The organism is Pseudoduganella ginsengisoli, assembly GCF_009720865.1.
In the GTDB taxonomy this organism is placed as follows: Bacteria; Pseudomonadota; Gammaproteobacteria; order Burkholderiales; family Burkholderiaceae_D; genus Rugamonas; species Rugamonas ginsengisoli.
The window spans coordinates 289,138-308,044 of sequence record NZ_WNLA01000005.1 but is presented as its reverse complement, the minus strand read 5'-3'; the positions used below and the strand labels follow the sequence as shown (position 1 = coordinate 308,044).

The window sequence follows — 18,907 nt, the reverse complement described above, 5'->3', positions numbered from 1 at the left end:
GGTGGCGCCGCCGGCGCGGCGCCAGCCCCGGCGCCATGCGATGGCGCTGCCGTATCCGCTGCAGCGCCAGCCGATGCGCCATGCTGTTGCGCCGCCAAGCCCCCCGCTGCACTTCCCTGCACGGCGCCGCCCTGTTTCTGCGGCACGTACCACACGGGCAAAGCCAGCGTAAAGGTGCTGCCTTCGCCCGGCGCGCTGGCCAGCGTGATATTCCCGCCCAGCAGGCGCGCCAAGTCCCGTGAGATGGCTAGCCCCAGGCCGCTGCCGCCATATCGGCGGCTGGTGCTGCCATCGGCCTGCTGGAATGCGCCGAAAATCGCTTCGTGGTGTTCCGGCGCGATGCCGATGCCAGAATCCATCACGGCAAAGGACAGGCACCCTTCGCTGGCCACGGTAATGCGCAGCGACACCTGGCCGTGGTCCGTGAATTTGATGGCATTGGCCAGCAGGTTCTTCAGGATTTGCTCGAGACGCTGGCGGTCCGTGAACATTGCGGTGGGCACATCCGGCCCCAGCTCCACGTGGAATGCCAGCTGCTTGTCGCGGGCGATGGGGTCAAAGATTTGCGCCAGGCTGTCCGCCACATGGCGCACGTCCAACTGTTCCGGCGCGAGTTCCAGCTTGCCCGCTTCGACTTTGGAAATGTCGAGGATATCGTTGATCAAATTCAGCAAATCATTGCCGGCCGAGTAGATGGTTTGCGCAAAGCGCACTTGCTCGTCGTTGAGGTTGCCGCTGCTGTTTTCCGACAGCAGCTTGGCAAGTATCAGCGAACTGTTCAGCGGCGTGCGCAATTCATGCGACATATTCGCGAGGAATTGCGACTTGTACTGGCTGGCGCGTTCCAGTTCGAGCGCCCGCAGTTCCAGCTGCCGGCGCACTTCAGCCAGCGCCACGTTGCGCTGGTCCAGCGCCAGCGCCTGTTCCGACAATTGTTCGTTGGTCTGTTCCAGTTCCGCTTTCTGGTTTTCCAGGCTGGCTTGCGATTCTTCCAGCACCTTCGACTGTTCTTCCAGTTCCTCGTTGGCCGTGCGCAGTTCTTCCTGCTGCACCTGCAATTCCTCATTCAATTGCTGGGTTTCGGCCAGCACTTCGGCCAGGCGCTGGCGCGCCAGCGTGGCGTCGATCGCCGTGCCGATATTGGCTGCCGCCTGCTTCACGAAGTCGATGTGGCGCGGCAGCGGCGCCTGCAAAAAGCCCAGCTCCACGACGCCGTTGACAATGCCATTGCTGTCGACCGGCGCCAGCAGCACATGGCGGGGCCTCGCTGCGCCCAGCGCGGAACTGATTTGCACGTAATCGTCCGGCACGTCGTCCAGCCGGATCAGGCGGCGCTGCTCGGCGGCTTGCCAGATTTGTCCTTCACCGGCCAGCACCAGCGGGTCGCGCTGCAAATCCTCACGGCTATAACCGTAGGCCGCCGTGCGGCGCAAGGTGCCGTCCGCTTCACGCACATACAGCGCGCCCACTGCCACGCCCAGGTATTCAGACAGGAAGCGCAGCAGCGCTTCCGACAACTGGGGCAGCGCCATCTGGCCGATGCCTTTTTCCGCCAGCTGGCTCTGGCCGCCGCGCAGCCAGCTTTGTTCCTGCAAACGTTCCGCATGCTCGCGTTGCTCACGCAGCGCGGCGCCAAACAAGTCGGACAAACGCGTCATGTCGCGCCGGCCATTCATGGCCAGTACGCCCCCCACCACCAGGCTGATAATCAGGAAGGAGGCGACGGACCAGTTGGTCACCGTGCGCGCATCATCGCTGCGTTCCGTCAGCAGCCGCTGTTCCGCCACGAGGAATTGCTGCAGTTGCGAACGCACTTCATCGAATTCCAGCTTGCCCCGCCCTGATTTCACCGGGCCCAGGTAATCGCCGCCATTGCGGCGCAAATCAATCACCAGTTGCGCATAGCGTTCCCACTGCTGTTGCTGGGCCGCGATGGCGGCCACGTGGCTTGCTTGCGGCGGATTATCTTCGACCAGTTTCCGCAGGTCGGCCAGCCCCGTTTGCAGCTTAGGCCGTGATAACTGGTATGGCGCGAGAAACGCTTCATCGCCCGTCAGCAGGAAGCCGCGCATGCCGGACTCCATTTCCACAGCCAGCTTGCCGATTTCATTAGCCTGGCTGATGGCGCGCTGCGAGTGTTCCACCCACGACAGCACATTCAGCAGGTACAGCAACAAACCAATAAACACAGCAACATTGACGATGCCGGCCACCAGCGGCAGCGTGATATTGCGGTTCAGGATGCGGCGGAAACTACGGTCGTCCTGCGGTGTGGAGCCGGTCATGGTGAAGTCTGGGTTTTCGCTTGAGAGCCACAAGTTTAGTCCAAATGCAATTTTTATCGCACCGCCACAGGCAATCGTGCGGGCAGCTGTACCGCTGCCGGAATGGGCTGGCTATAATGGACTGACCTGCCAACTTTGCCCGTTTGCCATGCGCCTGTCCACCTCGCTTATTGCCCTGCTCCCCCTGCTGCTGACAGCCTGCGCGCGCGACAGCGCCACGTATTACGTGGACAAAGGCAGCAACCAGCACACGTTGTCGGTACGGCGCCAGCAGGATTACTTTTGGAACGACAATGTCCGCGTGATTCTCGTGGCCACGCGCATGCCGGACTGCCAGCGCCAGATCCCGCTGGGGGAAATGCTGGTCGATGAAGTGGACCTGGAAGTCTTTGCCCAGCCAGAAAACCACTGGAGCCTGCGCAATGGCAACCAGGTGTGGCAAGTGGAGACGCAAAACTGCGCACTGATCGGCGAAGGCGGGCCAGTGACGGGGGACAAGGTGGGGACGTTCAAGGTCGATGCCAAGAACAAGCTGGTGTTTGAAGAAGCGGCGCCGGCCGCAGCCCCGGCAAATTAAACCGTGCCACTGGCGTCAAATGCGTAGGGCGGACTCTACGAGGCCGCCATGCGCGCGCCACGTGGACGCATGCATGGCCTCGGCGGCCCCGCGGATTTGACTCGGCATTCCCGTCAAACCCGCCCGGCTTCACGTGGTTACTGCGCGGCCTTTTTGGCTTTCGCCGTGGCCGTCATCGTTGCCTGCTGGCGCGGCGTATAGCGCGCATCAAAGAACCCGTTGTATTGCGCTTCCTGGAAATCCAGCTCGCCATTGGCGCGGGCGGCCAGCACTTCTGCTTTCACTTGTTCACGGGTCAACGCCGATGCCGTGTGCTGCACGGGTGGATAGTTACCTTCATTGAAGTCCAGCTCGCCAGCGGCGCGGGCGCGCAACACTTCGGCTTTGACCTGTTCACGGGTCAAGGCGGATTTCTGTTGCTGGTTTTGCTGCACGAATTCATACACGTCAGACTGGGCAAAAGCAGCGCCGGTGGCCAGCAACAGGGTGGCGGTAGCAAGGAATTGGGCTTTCATGATGGGCTCCTTCAGGAAGATGTTGTCGATGAACCCATCATAGGATTGAATTAACCGATAAAAAAGCGCAAAAATCTGTACACAACTATTCGATAATCCGATGAATTGGTAGGGACAGGGCCATTATGCTATGGTGAGTTTTGCTAACAAATAATGCTGTTCAACTCACTTTATTCGGCCAAGCTTAACAATGGACCAGTTCCGCGCCATGCACATCTTCAAGGCTGTTGCCGACGCCCGCAGTTTCACGCAGGCGGCGGAACAACTGGAGTTGCCCCGTCCGACCGTGACCAATGCCGTGCAAGCAATCGAGCAAAAACTCGGCGTGCGGCTGCTGCAGCGGACCACGCGCAAAGTCAGCCTGACCGTGGAAGGCATGATTTACCTGGACCGCTGCACTGCCCTGCTCAGCGAGCTGGAAGATGTCAATGCACTGTTTTTAGGCGATGGGCGGCGGCCGTCGGGCACCATCCGTGTGGATTTGCCGGAGCGGGCCGCGCACCACACGGTCATACCGGCGCTGCCGGATTTCCTGCGCCAGTATCCGGACATCGACGTGCGGCTGGGCTCGAACGACCGCATGGCCGACCTGGCCGGCGAAGGCATTGATTGCGCCATCCGCAGCGGCGTGCTGCGCGATTCCACGCTGATTGCGCGCCGCCTGGGCGAGATGGAACAAATCAACGTGGCGGCGCGCAGTTACCTGGACGCGCATGGGCGTCCGCAATCGCCGGCGGAACTGTCCCGCCACCAGGCGGTCAATTACTTTTCCAGCCTGACGGGGCGCGATTTTCCCTGGGAATATGTGGATGAACATGGCGCCGTGAAAACCCTGGCGCTGCGCAGCCGCGTGTCCGTCAGCAGCACGGAAGCGTATCTGGCGGCCTGCCGGGCGGGACTGGGGCTGATCCAGATGCCGCGTGCGGGGCTCGATGGCTTGCTGGCGTGTGGTGAACTGGAAGAAGTCTTGCCGCAATGGCGACCGGCGCCGCTGCCGATTTCCATTGTTTACTCGCATAACCGGCACTTGTCACCCCGGGTGCGGGTATTTGTCGACTGGCTGGCGCAAGTGATGCAGCTGGAATAACTGTGACACAATAGATACTTTGAGCAATATTTCCAGATGACCATGCCTTCCCGCCCAGCTTTTGCCCTGTTGCTGGCCCTGTCCGTACCGGCTGTTTTTCCAGTCTATGCGGCAGCGCCACCGGTCGCGCACACGCTGCGCGCGGAGCAGCGTCCTGAATCCCACAGCGGCCAGCCTGCCGTAAAAATCGATGGCGCCGCCATGCTGCGCCACGTGCAGGCGCTGGCCTCCGATGAATTCGAAGGCCGCGCTCCCGGTTCCCGGGGTGAAACCGTCACCGTCAACTATTTGCAGGAAGTCTTCAAGAAAGCCGGCATTGCGCCAGCCATGCCCGATGGCGGCTACCTGCAAAACGTGCCGATGATGTATATGCAGTCAACGCCGGCGCTGTCCTATGCGGCAGTGGGCGGCAAGAGCGTGGCGCTGGCTTATCCGGAAGATTTCATTGCCTGGTCAATGCGCGCAGAACGCAAGGTCAGCGTGGCCAATTCCGAGCTGGTGTTTGTCGGCTATGGCGTGACGGCGCCGGAATTCCAGTGGGATGATTACAAGGGGGCGGATTTAAAAGGCAAGACCCTGGTCATGCTGATCAATGATCCGCCGCTGCCGGATCCGAAGAAGAAAAACAAGCTGGACGACGCCATATTCGGCGGTGCGGCCATGACGTATTACGGCCGCTGGACTTACAAGTTCGCCATGGCAGCGAAGCTGGGGGCGGCCGGCGCGCTGATCGTGCATGAGACGAAGGCGGCAGGCTATCCTTATGACGTCGTGCGCAACAGCTTCGGGCGCGGCAATTACGGCATCAAGGTCAAGGGCGATACGCCGGGTTTACCGCCGGTGCCGGGCTGGCTGAGCCTGGCGCGGGCGCGCGACATGTTCAAGGCCGGCGGACATGATTTCGACACGCTGAAGAAAGCCGCGCTGTCGCGCGACTTCAAGCCGGTGCCGCTGGGCGTGACCGTCAATATGGCCGTCGCCAATGCGTGGGGCGACATGGCGTCGCACAACGTGGTGGGCAAGATCGATGGCGCCGACCCGAAATTAAAAGATGAAGCAGTCGTGTACACGGCGCACTGGGACCATTTCGGCATTGACGATACGTTGCCAGGGCCCCGGTCGAAACAGATTTTCCATGGCGCGCTGGATAACGCCACCGGCGTTGCCGCGCTGCTGGAAATCGCCCGCACGTATAAAGCGCTGCCGCCCGCCCAAGCGCCCAAGCGCACAGTGCTGTTCGTGCTGACCACGGGTGAAGAACGGGGTTTGTTGGGGGCGCAATTCTATACGCGCCATCCGGTGCTGCCGCTGGCTAAGACTGTCGTCACCATCAACCTCGACGGCATGAATGTGTGGGGCAAGACGCGCGACGTGATCTTGTCCGGCCATGGCAAGTCCGCGGCGGATGAACTGGTAATGGCGGCGGCCAAGGCGCAGGGCCGGGTCGTGAAGCCGGAAGTGCATGCGGAGTCCGGCATGTTTTACCGGGGCGACCAGTTTGAATTTGCCCGTTCGGGCGTGCCGGTGATCTTTACGCAGGGCGGTGTGGATTACGTGGGCAAGGCGCCCAACCAGGCGGCCAAGCTGGCGCAATATACTGCGCGCGATTACCACACGGTCAATGATACGGTGCAGCCGGACTGGGATATGGCGGGCGCGGCGCAGGATGCGGAATTACTGTTCCAGGCGGGGTACCGTGCGGCGCAAGATGCAGCTGGGCCGCAATGGAAAGCCTGGGCGGAATTCAAATCGGTGCGCGAAACAGCAAAGTAAACCGGGCCAGCCTTGGCCCCCAGTGCGATTCCTTAGGGCGGCTTTTAAAACGCCGCCGCCAGCGTCAACGCGGCGGACGCAGGCGGGTTTGGCTCGGCGCCCCCATAAAACCCGCCTTACGGTTACAGGTTGCTGGTCAGCGTGCGCTGCAATGCACTCGCATGCGGCCCCGGCACCGTCAGCAGCGCCAGCTTGCTGGCCAGCCGCTGCAATTGCGTACGGTTGCGCTGCTGGTAGGCATCGGGGTTGCCGGCAATTTCCTGCGCCAGTTCCGCTGCCGCCGCCTCGATGCGCGGCAAATCCTGCGGCGTCAAATCCAGCACGCTGGTCAAATACGTCGTGCCCCACTGTAAGCGCGTAGCGCTGCCTTCCGCCGCTGCCCACGCTTGTTCATACCAGCGCAGCGTCCCTGCCGTATCGCCACGGCGGCGCGCTGCCGACGCCAGGCTCAGCATGAAGTAATACGGCGAATGCGACGACACCAGTTCCGACTGCAATAACGCTTCCGCCTGCTGCGGCAAGCCCGCGTCATTCAATGCGCTGACGGCCGTATTGACCAATGTATGGCGTGCATACGGGTCGGCTTCCGCTTCCAGCACCTGTTCCACGGTCTGCTTCACGAGGTCCACCATGCCGTCAGCCGGTGCACCGATGCGTACCATGCGCATTTGCAAACGCACGGCCATCAAACGGTCGCCGGCTGACAGGCTGGGGTCCGCAGCAAAGCCGCGTGCCGCCTGGCCCAGTGCACTCACCAGTTCCGCCTGGCGGGCGCCGGACCACTTGATCAAATTCACGCCGCTGTTGACGAGGATGTCCATATTGGCGCGCGCCAGATGCGGGTCGCCAAACACGGCCAATAAACGGTCTGCCGCTGCCGCAATGGCAGCCGCAGCCTGCGCAGCGCTGGCCGACGCATTGCCGGCCGGGCCACCCGTGGCAATCCGCCCCGCCGCTGCCACTTGCGCGTGCAAGTGCAGGCGGGCTGCCGCCTTGGCGCATGCATCGCCCGGTGGGCAGGCCGCCGCCAGCCGCGCCAGCACGGCAGGCTGTTCCGCCGCCGACGACAAATTGCCTTCGTCGGTATCCCACGAATACAGGCTCAGCAACGACCACTCGGCTTCATCCAGTGCACGGGAACCGTTCAGCGCCGCTTGCAGCGACGCGGCAGCCGTATGTTGCGCGGCCAGCGCGATATCGAGCGCGGCAATAAATTGTTCCCCATCGAGTTCGCACGGCAAGCGCGTGATTTCACGGCCTTCCGGGCTGAACAGCACCAGCGTCGGGTAGCTGCGCAAGCGGTATTGCGCGGCCAGCGCCTGCGCGCCTGGCGCATCGCCATCGAGCCAGAATGGCAGCAAGTTGCGCATGCGCTGCGCAAAATCCGAACGGCTGAAAATATCCGCTTTGACGCGGTTGCACGGCGGGCACCAGCCCGCGCCCCAGTACAGGAACAGGGGACGGCCATTACCGGCCGCCAGTTTGAAGGCGGCGGATAAATCGCCGCTTTGCCACTCGATTGCCGCGCCGCCCATTTTTTAAGCCTCGCGCGCCAGGGCTAAAAATTCCGTGCGCAGCGCCAGGTTCGGCTGCAATTCGCCCAGCATGGCGGACGTCACGGTTTCTTCGCCGGGAGTACGGATGCCGCGGCTTTCCATACACAGGTGGCGGCATTTCACCACCACGCCGACAGCTTTCGGTTCCAGCGCATCCATCAGCGCATTGGCGATTTGCTGCGTCATGCGCTCCTGCACTTGCAGGCGGCGCGAGAAGCAATCCACCAGGCGGGTCAGCTTGGACAAACCGACAATCTTGCCGTTCGGGACATAACCGACGGTGGCTTTGCCAAAGAATGGCGCCAGGTGGTGTTCGCAGTGGCTGTAGACAGGAATGCCTTTTACCACGATCAATTCATTGTATTGCTCGGCGCCGTCTTCAAACACTTTCAACAGTTCGGCCGGGTCTTGTTCGTAGCCTGCCGTCCATTGCTTCCATGCTTTGGACACGCGGTGCGGCGTTTCCAGCAAGCCGGGACGGTCCGGGTCTTCGCCCAGACTGGCCAGGAAGCGGCGCCAGTCCTGTTCACTAAATGCTTCTTTGGTCATAAATGTGCAGCCATAAAAAATGCGATTGCCGCCAGTATATAGAAAACAGCGCGCCGCCACCGGAGGCGGCCATTTATTTACCCGGAGGACGATGCGCGTTGATCAGCGCCGACGCAATCGACACCATGGCCCCATCGGCCGGCCGCTCCGGCCACTCGTCGTCCGGCCCAAACCAGCGCGCTTCGGCAATCTCGGTCGGATCGACGCGGATCTCCCCTTCCAGGTAGTCGGCAGTGAACGCCAGCATCAGCGAGTGGGGAAAAGGCCACGACTGGCTGCCGAAATATTGCAAGTTATGCACCTTCAATCCCACTTCTTCAAAGACTTCCCGATGAATTGCCTCTTCCACGGACTCACCGGCCTCAAGAAATCCTGCCAGTGCCGTAAACCGTTTATAGGGGGCATTGGCGTGCAGGGCAAGTAAGCACTGCGCGCCTTTGCGTATCAACACCATCATGGCGGGGGAAATGCGCGGATAGGCGGTCATGCCACACGCGGGACAAACATAACTACGGTCGCTGGCAGACGGTTGCATGGGTGTGGCGCAAGCGCCGCAATAGCGGTGCGTGCGGGCCCACTCCGCCAACTGGTAGGCGCGGCCGGCCAACCCCAGGAACTCGCCGTCCAGCACGCCTAACAGCGATCGCAGGCTGTGCCACGAAAAATCTGGTTGTTGCACAGCGTCACTATTTGTCCACGAAGTCTGGTAAAGTGTTTGTTGCCACACGCCAACATGATGAGTTGCCGACGGGTCAATTGACAGTCCGTCATCCAGGCCAGGCAACGACAGGTCGGCAGTACGCAGCAAGACCCGGCCGGCGTGGAACAAAAAGATGCGGGTTTCCCCTATGTGAGGTGGTTGATTTATCGCTGGATAAAAAGACTGTGGAGTTTTCAACATGGTCAGTAATTTTAAAAAAACATTAAGCCAAGCATAACCCGACTTCTATTTAAATTGTTAATGAGTACGCGCTAAGTCATTGTTTCCAGACCAAGATTTAACGTACTTTTTTCGCCCTTCTCTCAATTTCACTCCGATTGCAGGTAAGATATATTGCTGTTAGGAGATAAAAAATGGCCTCGATCGTCACCACATTTACCACTGCCCAAATTGCCGCATTGACCACGGCCCAGACTGCTGTCTGGGGCACGCAGGACATTGCCGCATTGACAACAGATCAGGTGCAAGTGCTGAACACAGCACAATTGCGGGCCATCAACAGCAACACGCTGAAAGCCATGACGACGGCAGGCATCCAGACGCTGAGCACGACGCAGCTGGGTGGCTTGTCGACGCTGCAGCTGTCGAGCCTGGGCACGAACCAGATTACCGCCCTGTCGTCCAGCCAGTTCACGGAAGGCTTCGACAGCGCCCAGTTGAACGCGCTGACGTCGATCCAGATCGGCGCGCTGACCACGCTGCAGATTTACCAGCTCGACGCCACCGATATTTCCGGCTTCGGCACCCGCCAGATCAATGCCTTCACGACCAAGCAACTGGCCGCCATCAGCGACGCCAACCTGGCCGGCCTGACGACGCAGCAGGCTGCGGCCCTGTCGTCACGCCAGGTTGCCGGGCTGACCACGTCGCAGTTGAATGCGATGGAAACCAGCGACTTTGGCGCCATCAATACGCAAGCGCTGGCCGGCCTGTCGCTGACGCAAGTGCGCGCCCTCGACGATTCCCACGTCGCCGCGCTGACTACGCTGCAAACCCGTAACCTGTCGACCAGCCAGTTGAACGCGCTGACCAGCGACCAGGTCGATGCGCTGGAAACCGTGGACCTGGCTGCGCTGACGTCGCTGCAAATGCCGATTTTGAATTCGGTCCAGATCGAGGCGCTGAGCGCCACGCAAATGGGCACGTTCAATTCCGTGCAATCGACGGCGCTGACCACGCTGCAAATGGCGCGCATCAGCTCGACGCAGCTGGCTGCCATGAATACGCTGGCATTTTCGTCGCTGAAGACCCAGCAAATCGCCGCACTGAACACCACCACGGTCAGCACGTTGACGTCCGACCAGCTGGGCTTGCTGAACACGCTGCAAGTCCAGGGCATGACGACCAAGCAGGTGCAAGCGCTGGACGCCACGCAAGTGGCTGCGCTGAATACGCTGCAAGTCTCGAACCTGACCACACGCCAATTGTCGACCATGCTGACCAGCCAGCTGGAAGCCATGGAGACGGTTGACTTTGCGTCGCTGAAATCGACGCAGCTGGCCGCCCTGACCACGCCGCAATTGACGGCGCTCGACACGTCGTACATCTCGGTGTTGAAGTCCACGCAGACGGCGGGTCTCGATACCAGGCAAGTGCGCGCGCTGACCAGCGACCAGGTGGCGGCATTGCCGTCGCTGACGCTGGCTGCCCTGAAAACCAACCAGTCGGCCGCCCTGTCGACCGACGCTGTTGCCGGCATGGGTACGGCGCAAGCGTCCGCATTGACGACCTTGCAACTGTCGGCGCTGACGTCGCTGCAAGCGCGCGCGCTGACGACGGACCAGGTCATTGCGTTGAACAGCCTGCAAGTGAATGCGCTGGGTACGCGCCTGATTGCCGTGCTGACGTCCGACCAGTTGAATGCACTGGAAACCATTGACTTCAACCGCCTGCAATCGCAAATGGTGGCGGCGCTGACGTCGGTACAGCTGTCGGCGCTGAGCACCGACCAGGTGGTGGCGCTCAATACGCTGCAAGCCAGTTCGCTGTCCACGAAACAAATGCAGGCGCTGTCGTCCGACCAGCTCAATGCGCTGGAAACCATCGACTTGCGCAGCCTGAAAACCAACCAGCTGGCGGTGTTGACGACGGGCCAGGTGCAAGGCTTGGCCAGCAGCCAGATTGCCAACCTGACGTCGCTGCAAGCTGCCGCACTGACCACGCTGCAACTGAGCGTATTCGATACGGCGCAACTGGCGGCATTTGCCAGCAGCGGCCTGGCGGCATTGAAAACCAACCAGATTGCCGCCCTGTCCACCGACAATATTGCATCGCTGTCCACCGCGCAAATTGTCCAGCTCAATTCGCTGCAACTGGGCGCGCTGAGCACGCTGCAATTGTCGGTACTGACGTCCGACCAGATTGCCGCGCTGACCACGCTGCAAGTATCGTCGCTGAATACGCGCCAGTTGACGTCGCTGTCGTCGGACCAGATCAATGCACTGGAAACCAATGACTTTGCAGTACTGAAATCCAACCAGATTCCTGCGCTGAACAGCGTGCAAGTCAGCGCGCTGGGCACCAACCTGGTGGCCGCACTGACGACGGTGCAAGTGGGCATGCTGACGACCAAACAAGTGTCGCTGCTGAACACGGATCAGCTGGCTGCAATGGAAAGCAATGACTTCGCTGCGCTGAAGTCGAATCAGTTGGCGGCGCTGACCAGCGATTCCGTTGCCCTGATTCCAACGCTGCAACTGGCTGCCATGGGCACCTTGCAGATTATGCAACTGAGCTCGGCGCAAGTTTCCGCCCTGTCCACGGACCAGATGCTGAGCCTGCGTTCGACGCAAATCGCCGTGCTGACCACGTCGCAAGTGGCGGCGCTGCAAAATACGCAGCTGGAAGTCTTGCCGACCACCACGTTCTCGCTGCTGAAGACCAACCAGCTGAACGCGCTGAATTCGCTGCAAATGGGCGCCATCACGACCACGCAAATGGCCGGCATGACGACGCTGCAAGTAGCGAACCTGGGCACGCGCCAGGTGGCTGCGCTGAACAGCGACCAGCTGGGCGCAATGGAAACCGTGGACTTGCAAGCGCTGCGTTCGAACCAGATCGCCGTGTTGGGCACCGACACGCTGGCCGGCCTGCCCACGACGCAATTCCAGGTATTGACCACGCTGCAAATCGCCGGCCTGACGTCGCAGCAAATGCAAAACCTGACGGCCAGCCAGATCACGGCGTTGACCACGCTGCAGGCGGCGAACTTGAATACGCGCCAGGTATCCGTGCTGACGTCCGACCAGTTGGCGGCGCTGGAAACCAATGACTTTGCCGCGCTGAAGACCTTGCAGACGACGGCGCTGACGACGGACCAGATTGCCAAGCTGTCGACCACGCTGGTGGCGGCGCTGACCACGTTGCAAGCATCGACCCTGACCACGCAGCAAGTGGCCACGTTGACGTCCGACCAGACGTCGGCCATGGAATCGAATGACCTGGCGGCGCTGAAAACCAATCAGCTGGCCGCGCTGGGCAGCGACAGTTTCACGGCGCTGAACACGGACCAGGTACGCGCCATCACGACCTTGCAAATCGGCGCGCTGACGTCTGCGCAACTGAATGCTGTCACGGCTGCCAACATTGTCCAGCTGACGTCGGCACAAGTAGCGAACTTGCGCACCAACCAGCTGTCCGCCCTGACGACGGACTTGCTGGGCGCGCTGGAAACCAATGACTTTGCCGCACTGCGCACCAACCAGGTTGCCGCGCTGACGTCGTACCAGACCGGTACGCTGTCGTCCAGCCTGCTGGCGGCACTGACTACGCAGCAAGTGGGCGCCCTGTCCACCTTGCAAATCTCGTCGCTGAACACGGACCAGATCCGCGCGCTGGAAACCAATGACGTCGCCGCGCTGAAATCCACGCAACTGTCCGGCCTGTCTACCGACCATATTGCATCGCTGACGTCGGACCAGTTGCTGGCGATGACGTCGATCCAGATGGCAGCGCTGACCAGCCTGCAATTCTCGGCACTGACGACGGACCAGCTGGGCTTGCTGAATTCCGTGCAGTTGACGGCGCTGAGCACCAATCAAATCGTCGGCCTGACGACCTTGCAGCTGGACAGCCTGTCCACGGCATCGTTCTCGCGCCTGAAAGTCACGCAAATTGCCGCGCTCAATACGTGGCAAGTGTCCGGCCTCGACACTACGCACATCGCGGCCTTCAATACAGCCCAGGCGGCTGCGCTGACCACGCTGCAAGTCAGCGTGCTCAATTCGGACCAGATCGCCGCCATTGAAACCGATGACCTGGCCGCACTGAAGACCAACCAGCTGGCCACGCTGAGTACGGACCAGATCGGTGCACTGAACACCGTGCAAATCCAGAACTTGAAAGCCACGCAGTTGACGGCCTTCAACAGCACGCAGTTGCCCGGCTTTAATTCCGCGCAAATCGTCGCGCTGACGAGCTTGCAAGTGTCCAGCCTGGCGACGGCGCAAGTGGCAGCCCTGTCCAGCTACCAGCTGAACGCCATGGAAGTGGACGACTTTGCCAGCCTGAAGGCATCGCAACTCATTGCGCTGACCAGCGACCAGATGCAAAACGTGGATACCGCCCACGTTGTGGCGCTGACGACGTTGCAAATGGCGTCGTTGACCAGCACGCAGCTCGTTGGCCTGTCCACGGCCGGCATTGCCGCCATTGAAGTGGAAGACTTGGCTGTCATCAAGATCACGCCGCTGTCGTATCTGTCCAGCACGCAGATCCGCGCCCTGACCAATGACCAAATCATTGCGCTGACCAGCCTGCAAGTGGGCGCACTGACGACGGACCAGATCGTGGCCCTGACCACTGACCAGTTGCGCGTACTGGAAGACGCCGATCTGGCCACGTTGCGCGCCAACCAGCTGGCGGCACTGACGACCTTGCAACTGGTGTCGCTGCAAGATTCGCAAGTGCAGGCGCTGACGTCGCTGCAATTGACGCAGCTGACCACCGACCAGTTCACGGCGCTGACGACGAACCAGATCGTGGCGCTGACGTCGTCGCAAATCCGTTCGCTCAATACGCTGCAAGTGTCGTCGCTGACGACGGCGCAGCTGGGCGCGATGGAGCTGGACGATTTCGCTTTGCTGAAAACCAACCAGATTGCCGCACTGACCACCTTGCAGATGACGGCCCTGAGCAACGACCAGCTGACGACGCTGACCACGCTGCAAATGCGCGCGCTGACCAGCGACCAGTTGCTGGCGCTGACGACGGCGCAGTTGAAGGTGTTCGAATATGAAGACCTGGCGGCATTGACGACGACGCAAATCGGCTACCTGGGCAGCACCCAGCTGGAAGCGCTGAATGACGACCAGTTGCAAGCGCTGACGACCTTGCAAATCCGCGCACTCAACGCCACGCAGTTGACCGGCCTGTCGACGGAGCGCATCGTGGCGCTGACGTCCGACCAGTTGAATGCACTGACGTCCGACCAGGTGCAGGATTTGTCGTCGACGCAAATCCGCGCCATCGAACTCGATGACATCGCGACACTGACCACCAAGCAAATCGCCAATTTGGCGGATTCGCAAGTCGCTGCGCTGACGACCGACCAGGTGGTGGCGCTGACCACGTACCAGGCCAGCGCCCTGACGTCCCTCCAATTGCAGGCGCTGACGTCCGACCAGTTGAATGCGCTGGAACCGGAAGACCTGGCCGTGCTGGCGTACAACCCGGCAATGGTATTGACCAGCAACCTGATTTCCATGCTGACGGCTGCGCAAATCCCGAACCTGACCACCAGCCAGCTGGCTGCCATGGCCAGCGACCAGATGAACGCATTCAACACGGCGCAGATCGATGCGCTGACGACCAGGCAAGTGCTGGCGCTGCACTCTGGCCTGCTGCAAGCGCTGACCAGCACACAGTTGCGCGCCATTACGGTAGACGATGTGGCCGTGCTGACGACGGCGCAATTGAATTACCTGACCAGCGGACAGATTGCCCAGTTGCTGACGACGCAAGTGGAAGCGCTGACGTCCACGCAAGTGGCCAGCCTGGCAACGGAACAGTTGGCGGCCATGTCCACCGACCAGGTCGTTGCACTGGAATCGGAAGACCTGGTGGCATTGAAAACCAGCCAAGTCATGGCGCTGACCAGCGACCAGCTAGTGAGCCTGGGTGCGGATGACATCATTTACCTGTCGTCTACGCAATTGAACGTGCTCGACAGCGCACAATTGCAAGCGCTGACCAGCGACCAGATCATTGTGCTGACCACGGCGCAAACCACGGGCCTGTCGAGCAACCAGCTGGGTACGCTGACGTCAGTGCAATTGGCGGCAATGGAAACCGACAATCTGGCGCGCCTGACCACGCTGCAATTGAACGCGCTGGACAGCGTCCACATCGCGTACCTGACCAGCGATCAGATCGCCGGCTTGACCACGCTGCAAGTGTCCACGCTGGATACGGACCTGGTAACGGCCTTGACGACGGACCAGTTGGCCGCATTGGAAACCAATGACTTGCGCTCGCTGAAGAGCACGCAAATTGGCGCCCTGTCCACGCTGCAAGTGCAAACCCTGGGCACGGACAACCTGGCGCTGCTGACCACCGTGCAACTGGCCGGCCTCGACGCCACGCAAATGGCGTCGCTGACGTCCGACCAGCTGGCAGGATTGACGACGCAGCAAGTGGCGAATTTGAGCCTGACGCAACTGGCCGCGCTGACCAGCACGCAAGTCGTGGGCCTGGAAACCAATGACTTGAATGCGCTGAAAACCACGCAATTGCAGGCGCTGACGTCTGAACAGCTGGCGGCATTGACGACCGACCAGACCAGCGCGCTGAACACCAAGCAAATTGCCAGCCTGACGGCCACGCAAATTGCCGAAGGCTTCACGACGGCGCAGATTGCCGCGCTGACGACGCTGCAAGCGCGCGCGCTGACCAGCGACCAGTTCGCTGCGATGACGTCCGTGCAAGTGGCGGCGATTGAAACGTCCGACTTGTACGCGCTGAGCTCGCTGCAAATGTCGACCTTGGATGCAACGCTGCTGTCGTCGCTGACGACCTTGCAAACCAATGCACTGTCAACGACAGCGCTGGCCGGCCTGAGCCTGACGCAACTGGCCAATGGCATCACGACCGAGCAATTGCAGACCTTGGGCACGCAACAGTTGAACGCGCTGTCTACGCTGCAATTCTCGTCGCTGACGAGCCTGCAGATTTCCGTGCTGTCCACCGTACAAATGGCGGCGCTGGGCACGAAGGCCGTGGCTGCGCTGACAACGGACCAGATCGAACTGGGCTTGACGGATACGCAATTTGCCGCCTTCAACACGGCGGCCATCCGCACGCTGACGTCGCTGCAAATTTCGGTACTGCAAGATGACCACCTGGCCGCGCTCGATACCGAGCAACTGGGCGTCATGACCAGCACGCAGCTGGGCGGCTTCAGTACGCACCAGATCAATACGCTGAACACCTTGCAAATCAGTTCGCTGACCAGCACGGCCATTGCCAGCCTGAATGCCACTACACTGGCCGATGGCTTGAGCAATACGCAGTTGGCGGCATTGACGACGTTGCAGGCAGCATCGCTGACGACCGCGCAATTGAACGCCCTGTCCAGCGACCAGTTGAACGCGCTGGAAACCATCGACTTGTCGTCGCTGACCACCAAGCAAATCAGCTCGCTGGACAGCACGCTGTTCATGGGCTTGAACACGGCGCAAGTTGCCGCATTGACGACCTTGCAAGTGCGCTCGCTGACGACCCTGCAAATGGCCGCGCTGGATACGGCCAACTTTGCAGAATTGACGAGCGACCAGATGAACGCCTTGTCGAGCACGCAAATCCGCGCACTCGATGCGGGCGTGCTGGCGACGCTGCCAACGAGCAACCTGGCGGCGCTGGGTACGGCCGTGATTGCATCGCTGTCGACCTTGCAGATCAGCACCCTGTCGCTGACGCAAATCCCGTCACTGACCACCGACCAGGTGCCGGCACTGACCAGCACACAAATCGCGGCGCTGACGGCCGACCAGATGCTGGTGGTGACGACGGACCAGGTGACGGCACTGTCCACGGCCCAGATCGGCTACCTGTCGACCAGCCAGATCACGGCGCTGACCAATGCGCAATTGCTGGCGTTCTCGGCAGACCAGATCCAGGCCATCAAGGTCAGCCAGATCACGGCGCTGACGGTGGACCAGATCGGTATCTTGTCGGATACGCAGCTGACCAGCTTCACGACGCAGCAAATTCAAAACCTCAGCAATACGCAAATTGCGTCGCTGTCCGCTACGCAGGCGGCCACCTTGGCCACCAACCAGATTGCTGCGCTGAAGAATTCGCAACTGGCCGTGTGGACGGTCGACCAGATCAGCGCGCTGAACAGCGATCAAGTGCCGGTGATGAATACGTCGCAAATCAGCAACCTCAGCACCGACCAGATCACGTACCTGACGGACACGCAGATCACGTACCTGACCACGAAGCAGATTGCCGCGCTGAAAGCCAGCCAGACATCGGTACTGAGCGCAACGCAACTAGCACAGCTCAGCAACAGCCAGGTCGATGCCATGACGACGGCGCAAGTCGCGGCACTGACGACCTTGCAGATTTCGTCGCTGCCGATCACGCAATGGAATGCATTGAACACGTACCAGTTGCAGGCGCTGAAAGCCACGCAAGTGCAGGCCATGACCACTGAACAGGTGGCCGATTTGACCGTCACGCAGGCAGGCGCCCTCAGCACCTTGATGATTTCGTCGTTCACCACCTTGCAAATCACGGCGCTGGAAACGCAAGACATCGCGGCCATGAGCCGGACGCAGGCCAACGCCTTCAGCGCTACGCAGGCAGCAGCCATGACGACGGACCAGCGTATGGCGCTGGAATCGGGCTCGACGTATTACTCGACGCCGCTGGTGCTGGACCTGGATGGCAATGGCGTGACCACGGTCAGCCTGGCGCAGGGTGTGCAATTCGACATCAATGCGTCCGGCGAGAAAATCGCCACCGGCTGGGTTGGTTCGAAAGATGGCTTGCTGGCGCTGGACCGCAACAATGACGGCATCATCAACGATGGTTCGGAATTGTTCGGCGACCATACGAAACTGGCCGATGGCAGCAATGCCACCGATGGCTACCAGGCACTGGCTGCGCTCGACAGCAATGCCGACGGCGTCATCGACAGCCGTGACGCAGCGTTTGGCCAGCTGCGTGTGTGGATCGATGAAAACGGCGATGGCGCCAGCACGGCCGGCGAATTGCATACGCTGCAAAACCTGGATATCGCGTCGCTGTCGATTGCCGCGCAGACCAGCAGCGACACCGACCACGGCAATATCGTGGGCTTGAAGTCGAGCTACACGAAGACCGATGGCAGCACCGGTGCAACAGCGGACGTGTGGTTCCGTACATCGGCCTCGGCTATGTCGGCGCAGGTATCCGGCATGTCGCATGCACTGTCGAGCTACAAGATGGCCATCGATACAGCCGCGGCGGCACCGAAGCTGAAGCTGGATCAGACTGGTAGCGCGATGGCGCCGGCCGTGCAGCAAATGGCCGATGCGATGCGCGACTTTGACGCCCATGCGCCACTGTTGTCGACGGCGCCGGTGGACCGTCCGGACAGCATGCAAACCTTGAAGCAAGGCCACACTGGCTGGCTGGCGCTGCCAAACAAATAAGCAGCCGCAACCCAAGCGCCGTTTCCCGTTCGCGGGAACGGCGCTTTTTCTTTTGGCGCCCCCGCCACAAAGGGGTGCTGTCATAGGGGAAAGTCGCAAGAAAGCCCCCCACAACCCCTTTGTTTCTGGTTTAGAATAGCCCACGCCAGCCGATAATAGACTGGCAGAAGAATCACCGCCTACTTGCGTATTCCGCTGCCAAACTA

9 protein-coding genes are annotated in these 18,907 nt (G+C 60.9%); 4 read left to right on the top strand and 5 right to left on the bottom strand.

Annotation, left to right across the window (positions count from 1 at the left end):
* On the bottom strand, window positions 1-2,285 hold a 2,285-nt coding region (locus GM668_RS11305; protein WP_155439049.1), incomplete at its 3' end, for a CHASE3 domain-containing protein.
* 148 nt (window positions 2,286-2,433) lie between these two features.
* On the opposite strand from GM668_RS11305, the gene GM668_RS11300 reads away from it, so the two are divergent.
* The gene (locus GM668_RS11300; protein WP_155439048.1) at window positions 2,434-2,862 is read left to right on the top strand and encodes a hypothetical protein; all 429 of its coding nucleotides are present in this window, start codon (window positions 2,434-2,436) and stop codon (window positions 2,860-2,862) included.
* 137 nt (window positions 2,863-2,999) lie between these two features.
* Here the strand turns inward: GM668_RS11300 and GM668_RS11295 are convergent, their stop codons facing one another.
* The gene (locus GM668_RS11295) at window positions 3,000-3,377 is read right to left on the bottom strand and encodes a DUF4148 domain-containing protein (protein WP_155439047.1); all 378 of its coding nucleotides are present in this window, start codon (window positions 3,375-3,377) and stop codon (window positions 3,000-3,002) included.
* A 190-nt stretch (window positions 3,378-3,567) separates the two neighbouring features.
* Here GM668_RS11295 and GM668_RS11290 point away from each other — a divergent pair, with 190 nt between their 5' ends.
* Both GM668_RS11290 and GM668_RS11285 read left to right on the top strand, forming a co-directional pair.
* The gene (locus GM668_RS11290; RefSeq protein WP_155439046.1) at window positions 3,568-4,464 is read left to right on the top strand and encodes a LysR family transcriptional regulator; all 897 of its coding nucleotides are present in this window, start codon (window positions 3,568-3,570) and stop codon (window positions 4,462-4,464) included.
* Between the two features lie 42 nt (window positions 4,465-4,506).
* The gene (locus tag GM668_RS11285; protein WP_155439045.1) at window positions 4,507-6,237 is read left to right on the top strand and encodes a M28 family peptidase; all 1,731 of its coding nucleotides are present in this window, start codon (window positions 4,507-4,509) and stop codon (window positions 6,235-6,237) included.
* A gap of 122 nt (window positions 6,238-6,359) precedes the next feature.
* On the opposite strand, the gene GM668_RS11280 is transcribed toward GM668_RS11285, so the two are convergent.
* The 3 genes from GM668_RS11280 to nudC form a co-directional block, all read right to left on the bottom strand.
* Window positions 6,360-7,772 (bottom strand): thioredoxin family protein, encoded by a 1,413-nt coding sequence (locus tag GM668_RS11280; RefSeq protein WP_155439044.1) that lies wholly within the window; start codon window positions 7,770-7,772, stop codon window positions 6,360-6,362.
* 3 nt (window positions 7,773-7,775) lie between these two features.
* Window positions 7,776-8,342, bottom strand: a complete 567-nt coding sequence (gene folE, locus GM668_RS11275) for a GTP cyclohydrolase I FolE (RefSeq protein WP_155439043.1) — start codon at window positions 8,340-8,342, stop codon at window positions 7,776-7,778.
* A gap of 73 nt (window positions 8,343-8,415) precedes the next feature.
* Complete coding sequence (nudC, locus tag GM668_RS11270) at window positions 8,416-9,243, bottom strand: NAD(+) diphosphatase (RefSeq protein WP_155439042.1); 828 nt, start codon at window positions 9,241-9,243, stop codon at window positions 8,416-8,418.
* A gap of 173 nt (window positions 9,244-9,416) precedes the next feature.
* Here nudC and GM668_RS11265 point away from each other — a divergent pair, with 173 nt between their 5' ends.
* A complete protein-coding gene (locus GM668_RS11265; protein ID WP_155439041.1) occupies window positions 9,417-18,701 on the top strand; it encodes a beta strand repeat-containing protein in 9,285 nt (3,094 codons plus the stop codon).
* The last annotated feature ends 206 nt before the right edge of the window (window positions 18,702-18,907 follow it).

Excerpts from the sequence above, each read along its gene's own strand:
- nudC (WP_155439042.1), bottom strand. The coding sequence starts at position 9,243 with ATGTTGAAAACTCCACAGTCTTTTTATCCAGCGATAAATCAACCACCT.
- GM668_RS11280 (WP_155439044.1), bottom strand. The coding sequence starts at position 7,772 with ATGGGCGGCGCGGCAATCGAGTGGCAAAGCGGCGATTTATCCGCCGCC.
- GM668_RS11285 (WP_155439045.1), top strand. The coding sequence starts at position 4,507 with ATGCCTTCCCGCCCAGCTTTTGCCCTGTTGCTGGCCCTGTCCGTACCG.
- GM668_RS11290 (WP_155439046.1), top strand. The coding sequence starts at position 3,568 with ATGGACCAGTTCCGCGCCATGCACATCTTCAAGGCTGTTGCCGACGCC.
- GM668_RS11265 (WP_155439041.1), top strand. The coding sequence starts at position 9,417 with ATGGCCTCGATCGTCACCACATTTACCACTGCCCAAATTGCCGCATTG.
- GM668_RS11295 (WP_155439047.1), bottom strand. The coding sequence starts at position 3,377 with ATGAAAGCCCAATTCCTTGCTACCGCCACCCTGTTGCTGGCCACCGGC.
- folE (WP_155439043.1), bottom strand. The coding sequence starts at position 8,342 with ATGACCAAAGAAGCATTTAGTGAACAGGACTGGCGCCGCTTCCTGGCC.
- GM668_RS11300 (WP_155439048.1), top strand. The coding sequence starts at position 2,434 with ATGCGCCTGTCCACCTCGCTTATTGCCCTGCTCCCCCTGCTGCTGACA.